The sequence below is a fragment of the Microvenator marinus genome (genome assembly GCF_007993755.1).
Taxonomy (GTDB): domain Bacteria; phylum Myxococcota_A; class Bradymonadia; order Bradymonadales; family Bradymonadaceae; genus Allomicrovenator; species Allomicrovenator marinus.
Map to the genome: position 1 here is coordinate 3,764,405 of NZ_CP042467.1, position 18,193 is coordinate 3,782,597.

The window sequence follows — 18,193 nt, forward strand, 5'->3', positions numbered from 1 at the left end:
AATTTCAAGTTGAATTGAAAACACGTCTTTTAAAGGTTTTAGCGCATGACACCTTTGGGCTATGAGGACTCGAAATGGCTCGGCAGAATGAGAGTTTCAGCGGAACCATGTGAAGCATTCTGCCCGCTTCTCGCCAAAAATGCAATCCACCGGATCACGCCATGAATAGACTTGCCCAAAATATTGAACGACTGATGGGAGTGGCTCCGCGCCATATCACGGGTCTCCACGGTGGTTCCGTGTCTCAAGTCTATCGCGCTCAGTTGGGGTCTGAATGGGTTGTGATCAAGGTCGATTCGCCAGAAAAGCTGGGCATAGAATCGCAAATGCTCCGATATCTTGGGACCCAAACGGCTCTTGAGCTGCCCGAGGTATTGGTTTGCGAGGATGGACTGCTCGTCATGACGTATGTTGAGAACGATGGAGATAGTGGCGCCAAGGCAGAAGACTCGGCGGCGGCTATGCTTGCGGGTCTACACAACATCGAAGCTGACGCGTTCGGTTTTGAGTTCGATACGCTCATCGGCGGGCTTCATCAGCCCAATCCATGGACCAAGAGCTGGGTTGAGTTTTTTGGTGAGCACCGACTTCGCCACATGGCAACTGAGTGCTCAAATCATGGGCAACTGGGGCCGCGTGAGATTGATGCGGTGGAGGATTTGATCTCTAAACTGCCCGAACTATTGCCGGCTGAGTCCACACCGAGGCTGATTCACGGGGATCTTTGGGGCGGCAACATCCTGTTCAATCAGGGAAGAGTTGCTGGCCTGGTCGACCCCGCGATCTATTTTGCGGATGCCGAGATCGAACTCGCGTTTTCCACCTTGTTCTCTACGTTTTCGCCGCGGTTCTACAAAGTCTACAGCGAGTTGATGCCGATCGCTGAGGGCTTCTGGGAGTGGAGAAAAGAGCTCTACAATGTCTATCCACTCCTGGTTCATGTGCGGTTGTTTGGCGGCTCGTATCGTGCCCAGCTGATGGGTAGTGTTTCAAAACTGCTTCGTCTTTGAAGTGTTGGTCGTTACATGGGGTGCGGTGCCATTTGTTCAATGGAGAGTGTTTTGGGGACTTCGTCTAGCGGCGTGATGCCGCGCAAGACGAGTTCGATGAGGTGATTTCGGATTGGTTTGAGTCCCGACTTGTATCCGATATGGCGCAGGTCATCTACGGTCAGTTGGCGCGAGATTCCCTGGCGAAAAGCTTCGTCGACGCGCAGGAATTCGAAGGTGGCAATCCGGCCGCGGGTTCCTTTCCCTTCGCAACGCGCGCATCCCTTTCCCCGGAAACATTTGAAATGTTGAGGCACTTCGCCGGAGAAGAGTTCCGAGAGGATCTCTGGGTCAGGTTCGGCGGGTTCGCGGCAATGCTCACAAATTCTGCGTACCAGGCGCTGCGCGACCACCGCGATTAGTTCGGAAGCGAGGGAATTGGGGTGAATCTCGAGGTCGAAGAGGCGTTGGACCGCGTCCACAGCGTCGTTGCAGTGAAGGGTGGAGAGCACCAAGTGCCCTGTCTGTGACGCGCGAATCGCCTCGAGCGCGGTTTCGTGGTCTCGGATTTCGCCCACCAAAATAACGTCGGGGTCTTCGCGCACAAAGGCGCGCATCGCGTCCGCAAAGTTGAAGCCGATTTCGGAATTGACCTGGGTTTGCTGAACGCCAGCAATTGCATACTCGATGGGGTCTTCGACCGTAATGATCTTGATCGATGGGTCTTGGGCGAGCTCCATGAGCCCCGCGTAGAGAGTGGTGGATTTCCCAGAGCCCGTAGGGCCGACCACCAAGATGAGGCCTTGCGGGCTGTTTAGAACCCGGCGATAGCGCGCCGCTTCCGATTCTTGAAAGCCAAGGTCCTCGACCGTGAGCACCTTCTTGTTTTGCGGCAAAAGGCGGATCACAAGGTGCTCGCCATAGAGCGAAGGCTGGGTCTGGATTCTCAGGTCGAAAATCGTATTGTGGGCACGCCTTCGCATGCGTCCACCTTGAGGCAGGCGCTTTTCGGTGATGTCCATGTTGGCGTTGATTTTCACCACGTTGACGATGCCGCGTAGCTCCATCGCTGAGATTGTGATGCGTCGAACTTCTTCGAGGTGACCGTCGACGCGGTAGCGTAGCTTGACCTGGTCTTCGTACTTCTCGAGGTGAATATCACTGGCTCTGGCGCCGATAGCATCGAGCAAGATGCCTTCAAAGAGGTCGACCATTCGCGAGTGATACTGGGAGCTTTCGAGGAGGTCTTCTGGCTTTACCTGAGGGAGATCTTGGGTGGATTGGCCTTCGCGTGCGAGCTTTGCGAGGGAGAGAATCCGCTTGAAATCAGTGTGTGTGACCAGCAATCGCCGAGTTTGAACGGCGCCCATGGCGAGCGAGACCTCTTCGAAGGGTGCAAAGGGGTGTGTTGCTGCGACCACAGCCACCTTCTTTTCGAGTCGGATCGGGACCACTTCTTCGTGCTCCATATAGGTCATGGGGAGCACGCCGATGACCGACTGGTCTACCTCATTGAGGACTTCGTCGGCTCTGGCGATAGGGATCTTGTGGAGCTTTGAAGCCGCGTCCAAAAAGTCCATTTCTGAGATTGCTCCAGCGTGAATGAGTTCGTCGATCACGCTGGTTTTTGCGGCTTGTGCGTGGGCCTTTGCGTCCTGAATCGCGGCGGGCGAAATCTCGCGCATTTTTTGGATTTCTTGGAGCAAAAGATCTTTAGCAATCATGGGTTTTTAGCCGTTTTCGGGGAGGTCTGACGTGGGAGGATGGCGTGGGTTGACCTTGGTTTTATGGCCGGACAGGTGTAGAGTATCGCAGCTTCAAATCAGGTCAATGCTATGTCTCAGTTTGTTCATCTCCACGTCCATACTCAGTATTCGCTTCTCGACGGTGCGCTTCGCATTCCGGACTTGATGTCCAAAGTCAAAGAGATGGGGATGGGAGCCGTGGCGATGACAGACCACGGCAATTTGTACGGTGCTGTGGACTTCCAAAAGGCGGCGAAAAAGAAGGGGCTCAAGTCGATTATCGGCTGTGAGATGTACGTCACCCTGCAGCCTTACACCGAGAGCACAGACCCTAAGAGCTATCACCTCACCGTGCTCGCCCAGAACCTCAAAGGCTATAAGAATCTGATGCTCCTGAATTCGTACGGGTGGCTCTATGGCCTTCATGAGCGCACGAACACGCCGCGGATAGATTTTGAGCTCTTAAGTCAGCATCATGAGGGCTTGATCGTTCTCAGCGGGGACCTCGGCGGTGAGGTCAACCAGCAGATTCTGCGCGGGGAGCTCGCACAGGCGCGTGAAACGGCGACCAAGTATCGCGACCTGCTTGGGCCGGACCACTATTACCTCGAGCTCATGGACAACGCGCTCGATGAGCAACGCAAGTGCAATGAGGAGCTCATTCAAATCGGCGAGGAGCTTGGAATTCCATTGGTTGCGACGAGCGATTGTCATTACCTCAATCGTGAGGACGCAAGGGCCCATGCGGTTCTAATGTGTATTCAGCTTGGGAAATCGGTGGATTTGGAGCGGGTGCTCGAACACGGTGTAGACCAGCTCTATGTGAGAAGTCCCGACGAGATGATTCAGGCGTTTAGCCACGTGCCTGAGGCCATTTCAAATACGGTCAAGATCGCCGAGATGTGCGACCTCGAAATCCCGCTTGGGCAAGTCTTTTTACCGCAATACGACGTGCCAGAGGAGTTCTTGAAGTCCGGTGAGATAACCGACATCAAGGTCGGTATCCGGGAGTACTTCAAGTTCATTTCGCGTGAGGGTTTGCAGGCGCGTTTCGATGAGTTTAGTTCCATAGGCAAGGCGGTTGATGAGGACGAGTATCGCGAACGCCTCGAGGTTGAGCTCGACGTGATTTGCAATATGGACTTCCCAGGATACTTCCTCATCGTTTGGGACTTCATCAACTGGGCCAAAGAAAACGGAATTCCGGTTGGGCCAGGTCGCGGTTCGGGTGCCGGCTCACTGGTTGCGTACGCGATGTCGATTACAGATATCGACCCAATTCCTTACGAACTTCTCTTCGAGCGCTTCTTGAATCCTGAGCGCGTCTCGATGCCGGACTTCGATATCGACTTCTGCATGAACAGGCGCCTCGAGGTCATTCAGTACGTCACCGAGAAGTACGGGCAGCATAACGTGGGCCAGATTATCACCTACGGGCAGCTCAAGGCGCGTGCCTGTATCCGCGACGTTGGGCGTGCGCTGAACTTTAGTTTTGGAGAGACGGACCGTATCGCAAAGCTCGTCCCTGAAGAGCTCGGAATCTCGCTTGAGGACGCACTCAAAAAGGAGCCTCGTCTCCAGGAGATGTGCGACGCCGAGCCCGCCGTCAAAGACCTCTTTGATATCGCGCTCTCGCTCGAAAACCTCAACCGTCAGGCGGGCATCCACGCGGCGGGTGTGGTGATTTCCGAGGGCGTACTCTGGGATTACGTCCCGATTTGTCGTGGCGCAAACGGCGAGATTGTCACGCAGTTTGCGAAGAACGAGGTTGAGGAAGCGGGCCTTGTGAAGTTCGACTTCTTGGGACTCAAGACGCTCACGGTGGTGGACGACGCGGTGCGGCTTATCAATCACCAGCGCGGCATCCGTGGTGAAGAGCCCTTTGATATTCGGACTATTCCGCTCGACGATCCGTCGGTCTACAAGTTGATTTCTGCCGGAAATACCACGGGTGTCTTCCAGCTAGAGTCCTCGGGTTTCCAAGAACTCCTTATCAAGCTCAAGCCCGACTGCTTTGAGGATATCGTGGCTGCGGTGGCGCTCTACCGTCCGGGACCGCTCGGCTCGGGCATGGTGGACGATTTCGTGGACCGCAAACACGGGCGAAAGCGCGTGGAGTACCCGCACCCATGGCTCGAGGAAACGCTCAAACCTACGTATGGTGTGATGGTCTATCAGGAACAGGTGATGCGTACGGCGCAGGTGATGGCGGGCTATACGCTCGGTGGCGCCGATATTTTGCGGCGCGCGATGGGCAAGAAGAAGCCTGAGGAAATGGCCAAACAAAAGGCTATTTTCATTGAAGGCGCCGAGAAACTCGAGGTTGAAACACGCAAAGCGGAAGAGATCTTCGAACTGATGGAGTTCTTCGCGGGCTACGGCTTCAACAAGTCGCACTCGGCCGCATACGCGCTCATCACCTATCAAACCGCGTATTTGAAATGCCATTACGAAGTGGAATTCATGGCGGCTCTGATGACGAACGACCGTGATAACACGGATAAAATCGTTCGATTCATCAACGAAGCTAAAGGCATGGGGATCGATGTTTTGCCTCCCGACGTCAACGAATCCGGGCTCGATTTCGGTGTGGTCGAGGGCAAGATTCGCTTCGGACTCGGTGCTATCAAGGGTGTTGGAGCAGCGGTGATCGAGACGATCGTCGAGACGCGGAACGAGGGTGGTAGGTTTAAGAATATCTTTGATTTCTGTGCTCGTGTGGACTCGAAGAAGCTCAATAAACGCACGCTTGAGACGCTGGTGCGTTGTGGGGCGTTTGACTCGGTTGGGCCGCACGACGGCTCGCTCTATATCGGTGATATTGCCCTCGCCCGCGCGCAGATGGTGGCCGTGATTGACCAGGCCGTTGACCAGGGCTCTAAGGCACAACACGACAAGGCTGTAGGGCAGTCGAGCCTCTTTGGAATGATGGCGCCCGCGGCGCAGGAGACGTTCTTAGAAGTCTCGTTCCCGGACGTTCCGGCGCTTTCGGACACGGAGATTCTGGACTCTGAGAAGACGCTCCTTGGGTTCTACGTGACCGGGCATCCCCTAGATCGGTTTGACCGAGAAGTCGGCCTCTACGGGGTCACAGCAGCGGCTCAGATCGTTCAGTACGGGAACAACCGCGATACGGTGGCAGTGGCTGGCGTGATTACGGAATATCGCGAGCGACCGCTCAAGAGCGGCAACGGTCGTATGGCATTCCTTCAGTTTGAGGATAAGTCGGGTGCGGTTGAGGTCCTTGTGTTCGCCTCGGTTTTTGCGGAGTACGAGGAGACCATCAAGTCCGGGCAGCCGCTTCTGGTCAAAGGATCCGTGTTTGAAGACGGGGATGGTGACGCCAAACAACGCAAGGTTCGTGCTGAGAGTTTTGTGCAGATGGCCGAAGCCCGGCGCGAGCGGGTGACCAAGGTGAAGCTTGAGATCAACGTTTCTGAGGTCAAGAACGGGGAGCTCGAGAAAGTGCAGCAACTTCTTCGAGACCACGCTGGCACATGTCAGACAAGCCTCGCCATGTGCCTTGACCGCGAACACGGGCAAGGCCGTGTGGAACTCAGCCTCTCTGAACAATTCTGGGTGGACCCCACAGACGAATTCTTGATGAACGTTGAGAGGGTCTTTCGGCGTTCGATTGTGACGATGGCGTAGGTCAAGCCTGCGCTTCTACAGAGCTGGCCGCATTGCCAACCCGTTGAATCACGGCCAAAGAGAAGCCTGCGCGCTGAACCTGTGGTGTTTGCTGCCGAGGCTCAAGTTCCGGGTTGTAGCCCTTATTGAACACAGGGTTCAAGAGCTCCACCGCGTTGGTGAACTTGTAGTTGAGCATATAGATCTCAGCGAGCGAGATAGCCACGTCGTCATTGTCCGGGGCGCCTTTGTGCGCGAGCTTCGCGTCCTCAAGAGCTTCTTCAACTCGGCCTAAATGGCGCAACGCTTCGGCACGCATCGTGCGAAACTGCCACACATCAGGCTTGACCTTGATAAGCTCGTTGAGCGCCGTGAGCGCTGATTCCCAACGCTCCTCCGAGAGGTGGAAGTACGCCACAGCAGCCATTTTTTCGATAAGTTCTTCAAATTTTGGATCGTACATGTTTTCCACCTTTATGCTCGAAGTTGACGAAGTGCGGGTTCAGAGTTCTCGATGAGTTTGGCGACATCGTCGAAGATCGACTTCCACACATCGGGTGTGGACTGTTCTGGGAAAACCAGGGGATGGAATAGGTCCCCATAGGGCTGAGGGGCCACGGCATCACCCAAAAACTTGAGCAGCTTTTGAGGGTCGGTGATGGTGTCTTTGATATTGTCCATGGCTCCCTTAAAGAACTCCGCAGGGTTGCCTGAGGTGAACGGAGAGACCAAGTTCTTACCGAGCTCCAGGAACTGTCCCAACTTCTCCGCGCCCACTGCCACGGCGATCTGAGATGCGGCTTCCATGGCCTCAGAGATTGCACCCGGGATATTGCCTGTGGCCACGTTCGTGATGCAGTTGAGCACATCGCCGACGATAGGCGGCAAACCCACGGCATCCGTGATGGTTTCAAGCCATTGTCCAGGCCCGCCGAGAATCAAATCCGTGACATTATCTAGCCCGAGTCCGCTCGCAACCTTGCCGATTAGCGAGTCTTCGCCGACGACGGTATCGATGATTCCCGATACCGCGCCGCTGACGGCATTACCAATTGCACTAAAAAAACCCATACCCACTCCTTGAGTCCGAAAGTCAAAAATCGAGAACGAAGCCCTCCTATATATTTTCGGACACTTTTCGCAGGTGTTGCGAAAAAAGATCATTTTTCTGGGTATTCGACGGTCTCTGCGAAGAAGCAGAAGTGTCTCTTCCCTTGATCTGGTGCGGAGATCTGGAACTGAACGTCGCCAGAGAAATTTTTCTCGAGTTCAAGCTCGAATGGGTGGAGTTGATCGTCTTTCTTGGTTTTTTCGTCGAGCTCTACGATTCCATCGAGGGCGATTTTGAAGTCGACTTTGGCCGAGCCTCCCTTGCCCGAATTGGCGATGCCGTACCACCCGCGAAGGTGTGTGCCGCCGGGCGTGTTATTGAAGGAGATTTGTGTGACGCGTCCGTTCTCCGGATGGGCCCAGATGCAGCGCCGCCAGCTCTTCTCAATATCCACGAATGTGGCCTGAACGTGCTTATAGTCTTCTTCGTCGCACACATGGTGGCCGAGCACCCACGGGCAATGCCGAAGCCGCGCTCCGACCTTCTGGGAGACGTTCGCTGTGTGAATCTTGGACGTGAAATCGAATTGTCGTTCCGCGTCGTCTTCTTCTTTGGAGCCGGGAACCCACGCGGCGAGGATTAGGGCCACGACTACGGCTCCGCTGATCACCGCCGCAGCCGCGAGCTGCACCGGTCGCTCAAATCGCGTTTCGAGGCTTGCTACCTTGGCGCCAAGGGGATCAAGGCGTTTCAAGAGTGCCGGGTGAATCAGCAGGAAAATCACGAGTAACATGCCAAGCAAGAAGAAGAGGATCGCGAGTTTTTCCCGTGCGCCGGAGCGGTACTCGAAGACCAATTCGCCCGATTTTTTCATGGGTACGGTCATCATGCCCGAGCGTTCTTCCTCCGTAGCAATGGGCTCGGCCGTGATCTCGAGCTCTTCACCAGCCAGCGTGGCGTGCCACCTTGAGAAATCGGAGACGTTGAGCTGGAAGACCCCGGGTTCGTCGACGTTTAGATCAAAGACGATGCGCTCATCCGACCACGACTTGAGGGTGACGTCGGCTTTGCCTTCGCGCACCACAAACGGGTCTGGCGTCCACTCCTTGAACTCGTAGATTTTGAGTCCACCAAAGGTCTCGATCAGCTTGAACTGGCTCCCGGGTAAGGACTTGCTCGCCAGGATATACCTGACGTTGACGGCCTTTAGTACAGTGGGGTTTCGGGCCTCCATCTTATAAGTGAAGGTCTCGGCCGGCGTGTAGCCGATCTTGTAGACGGGCATTTTTAGGCGCGCGCCGATATCCGTAAATCCGTGGTCGTGGCCACCTACGTAGAGGGCGGTGCGCCAAAATTCATCGGGCTTTTTCTTGGCCCACTGCTCGTTTAGCCAGTCGGCAGCCTTCGGGCGCTCGACGCGATAAGGCCGGTTCTTTTCCAGAGTGACGCGGCGCTCAAAACCTTTGTTCCTGTAGGTGTCAAACACGCCGAAAATGATGGGCGAGGCGAGCACTCCGACGACTAAGAATCGAATGAGCAGGCCGCCGCGGGCACCTTGCCATTGTGGAGATTTTGCGGTTCTGAAGATTGCGACAATCGCAAACCCAGCGGCCAGGAACGCATAGGGTTTGAGCAGAATCGAAAAGCGTTGGTACTGAACGAAGGTAAACGAATCGCTCAGATCCACGAGGTTAAATGCGCTTAAGAAGGTGGTGGACGCCGTACCCAGCAGGACTACAGCCATCACCCCGAGGAACGCGTGTTTGAACTGGCGGTTGAACGCGAGGGCGAGCACGCCGAAGACGGCGAGCACGCTGGGGACCACCCAGGAGCCCTCGAGCAGGTTTGCGTGGAAGAGCCGAGAACCCATGTCGAACGACGTGCGCCATGCGACTCCGTAGTTCTCGGAGGCGTCTTTTGCGCCGAGGAACGGCAAGACCCACAACGCGCCTATCAAAGCTCCGATGCCCGATGCTGCGCCGAGCCGAATCAGCCCCACGGCTCGCGAACCCTTGGCCTCCGACGCGATGAGCACGAGTGCCGCCACGGGCACCAAGATAGCCAAATGCATGATTTGCATGGGGTGCGTGATGAGTCCGCAACCCATCCAGAACCCGAAGAGCGCCACGGGGCGCCATGATTTGTGGTCGTGGAGCACACGCGGAAGGTAAGCCACCGCCATCATTCCGAGAGCGATGGAGAGCGAGTTTGGCCAGACCCCCCATTCGCCGGCGTATTCCCAGCCGCCGAAGCGGAACGATGCGGTGTCGCTGAGTACAAAGATCGCGGCAAAGAGCCCTGCCCAGCGCCCAACGGTCGCCCGGCCAACCATGTAGAGTGACCAGCCTTGGAGGAACCAGAAGAGAAGAAAAGCCCAGGCGTAGGCCTTGGACATGGTGATGAAACCGAGTCCCGCCGCCCAGATACCGATGATCAGGAGGTCGACGCCGATCGGGTAGAGCATTTGTGCGGGGTAGCCGGCGTACCAGAGGTGGCTCCAGCCGTAGAGTCTGCCTTGTTCGAGGAAGCTTTCTTTGAGCTGCCAGGCCTTGAAGTAGTGGACCGGGTGGTCGTGGTTGACGAGGCGATGGCCTTGGGCAATCTCAGGAAGTATCGCGATTGTGAGGCCGAGAAGACCTAGAAATACGACCAAATCTACCGCGGCGGGCCCAAGACGAATGGTGCGCCCGCGAAGAATTCGGGGCGAGTATTCGCGATTCCAGAGCGCGCTGAGTTGGGGGCCAAGGACTTCCCAAATCACAAGGCCAGCAGCGAGCAATGCCGCCACCGAGAACCACCAGAAGGGGTCGCTCATCCACCTGAACACGAAGAGCAAGACCGCGAGGAGTAAGAAGCCTCCGGCGGGTGCCAATTTGACCAGCAATTCTTTCATGCATCACCTGATGCGGGCTTCGCCCAAGTCGTCCGCTCGCCTCATTATCACAGAGAATTGCGTGAGTACACGAGCAGGCTCAGTGGCGTTTACATTCGAGGGTCGTTGCGATAGCAATCAGGTCGAACTGCTCGGAGAGAAGAATATGACGGATGAAGTCAATTGGGATACCTCGCGCCAGAAGGTCATCAACTATAATTCGTACCTCAAAGTGCACGAACTCCTGAGTCTGCAGGAGCTCGAGTCTGAGCCGCCGGCACACGATGAGCTCCTCTTCATCACGATTCACCAGGCCTACGAGCTCTGGTTCAAACAGGTGCTCTTCGAGCTCGATACTGTGGTTAAGCGCTTGCAGATGGACGATGTGTACGAGGCGACAAGGCTTCTGCAACGCGTGCTCGTGATCGAGTCCCTGCTCGTCCAGCAGATCCACATTCTGGAGACGATGACGCCGCGCGATTTTCTCTCATTTAGGCGTGTGCTTAACCCCGCGAGCGGCTTTCAGTCGATTCAATGGCGTGAAGTTGAATTCTTAACCGGGATTCGTCGCGGTGGCGTGATGAAGGGCATCGAGCTGACCGATGCGCAGCGAGAGCGTCTTGAGGATAGGCTTAAGGCCCCGAGCATACGGACTGAGTTCTTTCGCCTCCTGCAGCGCAAGGGCTTCAACGTGGAGATTCCGGCCGATGACGAGATGTTGGAGGGAGAAGCGCTTGAGCAGACCTACAGGGAGTTGCGTCGAATCTACGAGCATCCCGAGCGCTATTTCCATATCTACTCGCTCTGCGAGGCCTTGGTGCAGCATGACCAAAACATTTTGATGTGGCGCTTCCATCATGTGCGTGTGGTCGAGCGCTTGATCGGTACTAAGCAAGGGACCGGCGGCTCACCGGGCGTCAAATACCTTGAGTCTACCTTGTCCAAACGCGCATTCCCGATGCTCTGGGCAGTCCGTGGGCTTTTGAGCGACGACCAGTTCTACGGTACATCGCGTGGCATCACCCAGACTCTGGATGGTAAGGACATCAACGATTAGGCCAAACCATGCCAGAACTCGGTGAAGTCGAAATCGCACGCAAGCATTTGCAGTCATGGTGGACGGATGCCGCGAGCACGTTCCATCTGATTGATGCCAAGGTTCTGAAATCCGGCGAGCCGGCCGATTTAGAACGCCAGATATCCCAAACTCCTAGGGCTTTTAAGAGGCGCGGAAAGCAGCTCTGGGTCGAGTTCGCAGATGGCCCGCATCTTGCGTTTCACTTCCGTATGACGGGCCAGATCGTGCGCACAACAAGCCCCGAAGAGCGATTCTCCAGAATCGCCTGGCAGGTAGGCGATAGCTGGCTTCATTTTGTGGACCCGAGGCGTTTTGGATACGTTGAGGTCTGGACGGATTCCGAGCGCGACGCAGCGCTAGCCAAACTTGGGCCAGACCCGCACGCCGCCGACCCGAAACTGATGCGAGAGAAGGCTGGCGCGCGCCAACTCAAGGCCGCGCTCCTAGACCAAAGTGTGATCGCTGGTGTTGGAAATATCGCGTTCATCGAGGTGATGTGGCGCCTTGGCCTTCATCCTGAAATCAAGGGTAGCCAGCTTAGCAAGGCCGAGTGGAGTCGGCTGATTCAGGCCTTTGTAGACTTCTTCGATGAAGTCGTAGAGCGGGACTTCAGCCCCGAGCAGGGGCGTATCGACTACGTGAATACGGGCGGCACCAATCCCTTTGAGATTTATCAGCAAGACCAATGTCCTAAGTGCTCGGGCGGCATCGAACGTCTTGTACAGGGTGGGCGTTCCACGTACTTTTGTCCGCGATGCCAGCGTTCGGGCAGGCGTTAGGTAGCTTTTGAGAGAACGTTGTCGCGAATCTTGGTCCAGTCAGACTCTCCAAGTCCCAAACCCTCGAGGGAAGCCAAAAAGAGGGTCTGCGAGATTTCGTCCACCCCGAATACTCCGTATACCGGTGCCCAAGTCTGGTTGGCGAGTTCGGAGGCGAGCCGCACTACGCATACACTCGGTTTGGCGCAGTCCATCGAATGATAGTCATTTAGGTCTTCGACCATTGCTTGCGGGCACTCCCATGCCTCGAACATCAGGTGGCATGCTTGAGTATTCAGACTCGAGAGAGCTTGCCACGCGTTCCGATCAAGCGGCGGCCGCTCTCGATGTTGAGAGAGGGCCGCAATTCCAGCGATGATGCCGATATCGTGTAGGAGGCCGAGGGTGTAAAGGCTATCGTCCCTGATATCAGCTGCATTTGACACGATGCGCGTAAATCGGGCTGTGGTCACACAATGGGCGACAACTCCCCGCAAGGCTTCTGGATATCCTCCGCCTGCTTCAACATGCAGAGCCGACATCCCGTACTCGAGAGCAATCCCTCTTACGGTCTTTGTGCCAAGACGCGCGAGTCCCGAAACAACGGAGGTGATTTCTTGGTTCCCATAGAGTGGAGAACTCGCGACCCTCAATACACGTGCTGCCAAGAGAGGATCTTGGAGAATGATTTCGGCAACTTTGTGGAAGTCTAGGTCGGACTTTGTCATGCAACGCAGGACATTCATTGAGACTTCGGGTAGCAATGGAGGGACGAATCCTGGTGAAGCGAGTTCGTTTCGAATGAACTCGGTAAGGCCGTCTGTCATGGTGGTCCTTTAAAGGGATTTTGGATGTATTCTCAGTTTCTAAATGGTATCTTTTGCGAAGGCCAAAGAGAAGCCCAATTCTTTCAGAAAGTGAAGTCCTTTGAGTAAAACCATTGATGAGTATGTCCGTCTTCGTAAGACACTTGGCCTAAAGGCCTTTGCACATGAGCATGCGAGTCCAGTTCTTTGGGGGATAGGGATTTTGGGAGAATTGTCCGAAGACGGCGAACGTGGAGAAGCACAAACGTTCTTGGCTTCGATTCATGGCAAGACTGAGGAGCGAGCGATTCACCGTCGTATATGGCCGATTCGCCAAGAGCCAGATGGACCCCGTCTCAAGTACATTCGTCTGGGGCGTTCTGCACAAAACGATGTGGTTCTTCCCGATTATGCAATCTCACACGTCCACTGTGGGTTTGATCGCACCGAAGCAGGGCGCGTCGTAATCTTCGACCTCGATTCGCACAATGGGACCTGGGTAGGTGACTATCGCTTGGCTCCCTATGAAGAGCGACCACTCGAGGTAGAAGATGAGGTCGTCCTGGGCCGCTACCAGTTTGAGTTTCTGGATTCCCGTACTTTCTTGGAGCGGGTCGAAAACCTTTACGTCCTGACCTTCACCTGATTAGAGTTTCAACATCTGGTCCATCAGCTGTTGGACCTGATCCTCGGACTGCGCGTAGACTTCGAGGGTATTGGAGATGCTGAGGAGATTTGAGATCGCCTTCGCCGGGTCAGCATCTGTAGCCTTTCCAGCGTCGATAGTCGCCTCGGTTTTCAGAGCGTCGAGGAATCCCTGTGCATGTTCGAGCACCTCGAGTTTATGGCCGATTTCCTGGCGAGCACCTACCATACTCCCGCGAAACCCTTTGAGGGGTTCGAGGTTTCCTCGTACGGCGTTGGTGTCTTGCAAAGAAAGGGCAGCACTGATCTTATCTAGGACTGCAAACACGTTGTTTTGGTCGCCAAAAATGTCGGTAGCGACTGGGGTTTGAACGAACTCTCTGGGGGCAATCTCGACGACCCTACTCATTGTTTGGCCCTGAAGTACTCCAGCACCCGAATACGGTGGGGTCTGATCGGAAGTCCCTCCAAAGGTATGTACGCCTTGAAATTTCGAGTTTGCGACTTCGAGAAGACTTTCCTTGAGCCCTTCAATCGATTTGGCCGCCGCTGCCATTTGTTCGGCGGAGTATGTATCTGAAGAGAATTGCTGGGCTATCCGCAACGCCTCGTCCACCACAGTGGTCGCATTGGCCAGCATGCGATCGGCGTGATCAAGACCCGAGGCCAGCTGGTCGTTCGTCTTGAGCATGGACTCAAAGCGCGCCCCCTGGGCCTTGAGCTTTTCGGCCACCTGGTGAGCTTGCGGATCATCGGACGCTCGTTGAACGCGCAGGCCAGAGGAGACCTGTTCCGAAGCTTTGTCTTTCGCAGCCAGATTCGATTGCAGGCGCGAGAGTAGTTGTGCGTTCTTATGTCCTTCAGAAATGCGCATTTTAGCTCTTTATCGACATCAAGGAGTCGAACATCGACTCGGTAGCATTCATTACTTTAAGCGCGGCTTCGAAGCCTCTCTGCGCCTGATTCAACGCAACGATTTCTTCTTCTAGCGAGACGCCTTCGACGGACTGTCTCATGTTTTGAACTTGGAAGAGTGACGAATCAGCGAGCTCATATTCGCGTTCTGCGCCTTGTACCGTCTTTCCGACATTCTGCTGTATGCCTCGTAGCGTCGCCTCGAAATCTAGGCCTCCAGTGGTCGGTGCTTCACGTAGATCCATGATGGCACGAAGCGTACCGTTGTCTCCGGGTTGTCCGTTTGAAGACATTCCGAGCCTACTCGGGTTCCCCGCAACATCATCGCTGACTTTGAAACTCGCCGCGGGCCTGTTGGGGTCTACTTCGAAGAGGTTGCGGTTTCCCTGTCCGTCGAGTCCGAAGCCTTGCCGGTGTGAGGCGTTGACCGAATCAGCGAATTCCTGGGCGCTTCGATTGAGTTCGTTAAGTGCTCCTAATGCGACGTCATTATGCGCATGGAGTCTTCCTCCAATGGAGCCCCCTGGTGTTTCTACGGCCTGAGGGCCGGCTGTTGAAGAGAGCGTCAGGGAGAGCTCACCGGAATTATTTTCCAGCCCCACTTCTCTGGCTACCCCGCCTTCGACAAAAGCACGTCCATCAGACGCCAGTAGTTGAACGGTGCCATCGTTCGCGTGAACCACGTTCATGCCGGTCATTTGAGTCACCTTGTCGACGATACGGTTCCGCTCGTCGATGATTTCGTGAGCGGGTTGGCCGGAGGCCACGGATTGCCTGATGGTCTGGTCGAGTCGGGCGATATCGTTGAGGTCGGAATTCAGCTTTTCGACGTCCTGACGCAGCCCATCTTCTAGCGAACTCATTTGTGTGTTGAGGACCTCGGCGTCTCTTCTGAAAGAGGTGGCCACATCTTCGGCTCTCTGGAGGGCATCGGTGCGATACGCAGGATTGGATGGGTTCGAAGACAGCGTGCCCAGTGAATCGAAAAACGCGCCGACTCGTGTGGCTGGACCCGATTGGGCATTCGGAAAGAGCGTCCCTTCCAGGGTAGATGCCGCATTGGCGAGTTCGCGATGAAAGCCTAGAGAGTTGCTGAGTGCGGCCTCTTGGCGGTCCAAGAAATTCGCGCGCAACGCGTGAGGCCCCGACGTTGTAACGCCCTTGAGATTTGTAGCGTATTTCCCACCAATGGTCATGGCGTCCACGCGTTGGCGCACGTAGCCCTCCGTCGACGCATTGGCGATATTATTCTGCGCATTCGCCATACGACGCTGATTCGTAGCGAGCGCCCCCTGCCCGAGTGACATCAAGCGGGTGAGGTCGGTCATCAGATAAGCCTTTTGACAAGTTGTGCGGAGTTTCGTTGACGTCCGATTCTTCCGGTCACGTCGTAAGTTCCCGCGGATGAGGTGTCGACCAGCTCGGCCACATAGGAAGTGATCCAGCTGACCGAGCGTTGCACCAGTTCTTTGTTCAGGTCGTGGAGCTCACGGACCACGTCAATCAGGGCCACAAGCTCACTGCTGTATTCTACAAGACGCCTGCCTGATTGTCCGGAAACCGACTCGCCGAGCAAGCGAAGGGCCTCGGACACACTCTCAGGGGTGTCCATGCGGCGAGGGCCGGACTCTTGCCAACACGACTTGACGTGGTGCTGGAGTTGGCTTTGAAGTTCTTGGTGCTCAGCAAGGGCTTGGTTTTTGGATTCGAGTGCTCCCATGAGGCCTTGAACATCAAAGAACACAACGCATTCACGCTCCGATCGAAGAGCTTTGATGATGCTCTGAAGGCTAGAGACGCTGCGCTCAAGTACTCCGAAAAGGCTTTGGATTGGGTCTTCGATCATGGCAAGTTGCGTGTGCATGGTTACTCCTGATTACTCGTCCAAAAGGCTTGAGATGGCGTCACTGTTGGTCAGCAGGCGATCTGCGAGGCGATCAAGGTCTGGCTTGTATTCGCCTGACGAAATCGCAGCCTTTAGATCCGCAAGGTTCACCTTTTCAGGGGATGCTTGCATGGCACGGGCGCTAAGGTCTTTGGATGCACCCGAGAGCTTAATCACATCGGCTTTGGCCTCGGACGGTGCTGGTGTGTCGGCTTGGGACGATTGCACTCGTTTGACTTCGAGTGCTTTTTGGACGCGTTGGATCTTCATGGTTCGTACTCCGAATCAATGTCTTCATACGCATCATCGTCACCTATTTCAGGAACTTTAGAAAAAAAGTCATTTTTTTGATCATTTTTTTCTAAAGCTCCGCGCGCCTCCTGAAGCTCCAACAAATTCGCAGGTGTCCAGGCCTTCTCCAGTATCTTAGCTAATCCGAGTTCTCCACGCTCCGCAGAGAGATCTGCGGCGTGGGCCGCAAAATTCTCTTGAAAGAACGAGGTAGCAAGTGAGGGGGAGTTGCCGACCTCTTCGGCTGTCTTTGAAATACCCTTAAAGAGTTGCGTGGTGAGATAGGCCTCAAACTTTTGAGCAGCTTCCTTGATCTCAGCGCGCTTCTGGGCTGGGTCATCCACGGGTTGCATTGGAAGATGTGGTTTGAGGTCGATCTTCATTGAATCACCAGTTCCGCATCGAGGGCGCCCGCAGCTTTGATTGCCTGAAGAATAGAGATCAGGTCTCTAGGCGAGGCTCCAAGTGCGTTGAGTGCAGAAACCACATCTTGAATTGAGGCGCTCTGATTGACGACTTGAAGGGCTCGGTTTTCTTCGGTCACATCGGCCGTTGCGTTGGCCACGACCTGCGTGTCTCCTTGACCAAACGACGATGGCTGAGACGCATAGAGGTCGGTGTTGATGGTCACGTTCAGGCTTCCATGGGCCACTGCTACCTCACGAATTCGAACATCACCGCCGAGCACAACTGTACCGGTGCGTTCGTTGACCACCACCCGTGCAATTTGGTTGGGCGTGACGTCCAAGAGCTCGAGAACGCCGATGAATTGCGGCACGTTCTGCCGGAATCCGTCTGGAATGGTCACGCTGACCGTGGAGGCATCGATGGCCTTTGCGGGGCCTTGGTTGGGCTGAGCCAATGTGGGGTTGTTTGCATCGGCCTGAACGGGTTGCCCCAAGAACGCGCTGATGACGTTCGCGATTTCGCTCGCGGTGGCGAAGTCGGGGGTTCGCAAAATGAGCTGAATGGACTCTCGCGTGCTCAAGTCGATGGTGACGTCTCTTTCAATGATGCCTCCGCTCGGGAGGTTTCCAGCGGTGACATGGTTCTTGGCCTGCGCCGAGCCACTGGGCGCACGCACCTCGAACCCACCTACGGATAGTGAGCCTTGAGCAACCGCATAGACTTCTCCGTCGGCGCCTTTGAGTGGCGTCATGATGAGAGTTCCTCCTTGCAAGCTGCGCGCGTTACCAAGGCTGGCCACGTTGACATCGAGGCGCTGGCCGGCGCGGGCGAAGGGCGGCAGGTCTGCTGTCACCATCACTGCGGCCACGTTTCGGGTCTGCAGGCGATTGCGGTCGACCTTGATTCCCATTCGGCTGAGCATGGAAGCTACGGATTGAACAGTGAACTCGGACTGGCCATAGTCCCCGGTAGAGTTGAGACCCACCACGAGTCCGTATCCGATGAGCTGGTTGTCACGAACCCCACGGATATCGGCAAGGTCCTTGATTCGGGCCGCCTCGGACTCCAAGGGCACGCTTAGCATCACGAAAAGAATGAGTAGATAAAAAGATCTCATCAC

Annotated in this window: 16 protein-coding genes; 5 read left to right on the forward strand and 11 right to left on the reverse strand. The window is 55.5% G+C overall.

Annotated features, from left to right (window positions below):
- The first annotated feature begins 161 nt into the window (after positions 1-161).
- Entirely contained in the window at positions 162-1,010 is an 849-nt protein-coding gene (locus tag FRD01_RS15405; protein ID WP_146961164.1) for a fructosamine kinase family protein, read from the forward strand.
- 11 nt (positions 1,011-1,021) lie between these two features.
- Here the strand turns inward: FRD01_RS15405 and FRD01_RS15410 are convergent, their stop codons facing one another.
- Positions 1,022-2,713 (reverse strand): GspE/PulE family protein, encoded by a 1,692-nt coding sequence (locus FRD01_RS15410; protein ID WP_146961166.1) that lies wholly within the window; start codon positions 2,711-2,713, stop codon positions 1,022-1,024.
- Between the two features lie 111 nt (positions 2,714-2,824).
- Here FRD01_RS15410 and dnaE point away from each other — a divergent pair, with 111 nt between their 5' ends.
- Positions 2,825-6,385, forward strand: coding sequence for a DNA polymerase III subunit alpha (gene dnaE / locus FRD01_RS15415; RefSeq protein ID WP_146961168.1), 3,561 nt, complete (start codon positions 2,825-2,827; stop codon positions 6,383-6,385).
- Position 6,386: 1 nt separating this feature from the next.
- Here dnaE and FRD01_RS15420 read toward each other — a convergent pair whose 3' ends face one another.
- The 3 genes from FRD01_RS15420 to FRD01_RS15430 all read right to left on the reverse strand — a co-directional run bounded on the left by FRD01_RS15420 (position 6,387) and on the right by FRD01_RS15430 (position 10,308).
- Positions 6,387-6,827 carry a tetratricopeptide repeat protein gene (locus tag FRD01_RS15420; RefSeq protein ID WP_146961170.1) on the reverse strand — a complete coding sequence of 147 codons (441 nt, stop codon included), beginning with the start codon at positions 6,825-6,827 and terminating at the stop codon, positions 6,387-6,389.
- A gap of 11 nt (positions 6,828-6,838) precedes the next feature.
- On the reverse strand, positions 6,839-7,435 hold the full coding sequence (locus tag FRD01_RS15425) for a hypothetical protein (protein ID WP_146961172.1): 597 nt from the start codon (positions 7,433-7,435) through the stop codon (positions 6,839-6,841).
- An 89-nt stretch (positions 7,436-7,524) separates the two neighbouring features.
- Positions 7,525-10,308, reverse strand: coding sequence for a glycosyltransferase family protein (locus FRD01_RS15430; protein ID WP_146961173.1), 2,784 nt, complete (start codon positions 10,306-10,308; stop codon positions 7,525-7,527).
- A 61-nt stretch (positions 10,309-10,369) separates the two neighbouring features.
- Between FRD01_RS15430 and FRD01_RS15435 the strand changes: the two genes are divergently transcribed.
- Positions 10,370-11,344, forward strand: a complete 975-nt coding sequence (locus FRD01_RS15435; RefSeq protein ID WP_249755660.1) for a tryptophan 2,3-dioxygenase — start codon at positions 10,370-10,372, stop codon at positions 11,342-11,344.
- 8 nt (positions 11,345-11,352) lie between these two features.
- Positions 11,353-12,144, forward strand: coding sequence for an Fpg/Nei family DNA glycosylase (locus tag FRD01_RS15440; protein WP_146961175.1), 792 nt, complete (start codon positions 11,353-11,355; stop codon positions 12,142-12,144).
- Here FRD01_RS15440 and FRD01_RS15445 read toward each other — a convergent pair.
- A complete protein-coding gene (locus FRD01_RS15445; protein WP_146961177.1) occupies positions 12,141-12,950 on the reverse strand; it encodes an HDOD domain-containing protein in 810 nt (269 codons plus the stop codon). The genes FRD01_RS15440 and FRD01_RS15445 overlap by 4 nt on opposite strands.
- Positions 12,951-13,050: 100 nt before the next feature.
- Here FRD01_RS15445 and FRD01_RS15450 point away from each other — a divergent pair, with 100 nt between their 5' ends.
- Positions 13,051-13,575, forward strand: coding sequence for an FHA domain-containing protein (locus FRD01_RS15450; protein ID WP_146961179.1), 525 nt, complete (start codon positions 13,051-13,053; stop codon positions 13,573-13,575).
- On the opposite strand, the gene FRD01_RS15455 is transcribed toward FRD01_RS15450, so the two are convergent.
- Genes FRD01_RS15455 through FRD01_RS15480 form a run of 6 tightly spaced genes read right to left on the reverse strand, consistent with a single transcriptional unit; the run spans position 13,576 to position 18,190 of the window.
- On the reverse strand, positions 13,576-14,448 hold the full coding sequence (locus tag FRD01_RS15455; RefSeq protein ID WP_146961181.1) for a flagellin N-terminal helical domain-containing protein: 873 nt from the start codon (positions 14,446-14,448) through the stop codon (positions 13,576-13,578).
- A gap of 1 nt (position 14,449) precedes the next feature.
- The gene (gene flgK, locus FRD01_RS15460) at positions 14,450-15,817 is read right to left on the reverse strand and encodes a flagellar hook-associated protein FlgK (protein WP_146961183.1); all 1,368 of its coding nucleotides are present in this window, start codon (positions 15,815-15,817) and stop codon (positions 14,450-14,452) included.
- Complete coding sequence (gene flgN / locus FRD01_RS15465) at positions 15,817-16,353, reverse strand: flagellar export chaperone FlgN (RefSeq protein ID WP_146961185.1); 537 nt, start codon at positions 16,351-16,353, stop codon at positions 15,817-15,819. Before flgN ends, flgK begins: the two co-directional genes overlap by 1 nt.
- Before the next feature lie 12 nt (positions 16,354-16,365).
- A complete protein-coding gene (locus FRD01_RS15470) occupies positions 16,366-16,644 on the reverse strand; it encodes a flagellar biosynthesis anti-sigma factor FlgM (RefSeq protein WP_146961187.1) in 279 nt (92 codons plus the stop codon).
- Entirely contained in the window at positions 16,641-17,048 is a 408-nt protein-coding gene (locus FRD01_RS15475) for a hypothetical protein (protein ID WP_146961189.1), read from the reverse strand. Before FRD01_RS15475 ends, FRD01_RS15470 begins: the two co-directional genes overlap by 4 nt.
- The gene (locus tag FRD01_RS15480) at positions 17,045-18,190 is read right to left on the reverse strand and encodes a flagellar basal body P-ring protein FlgI (protein WP_146961190.1); all 1,146 of its coding nucleotides are present in this window, start codon (positions 18,188-18,190) and stop codon (positions 17,045-17,047) included. The genes FRD01_RS15475 and FRD01_RS15480 overlap by 4 nt, the downstream gene beginning before the upstream one ends.
- Positions 18,191-18,193 lie beyond the last annotated feature (3 nt).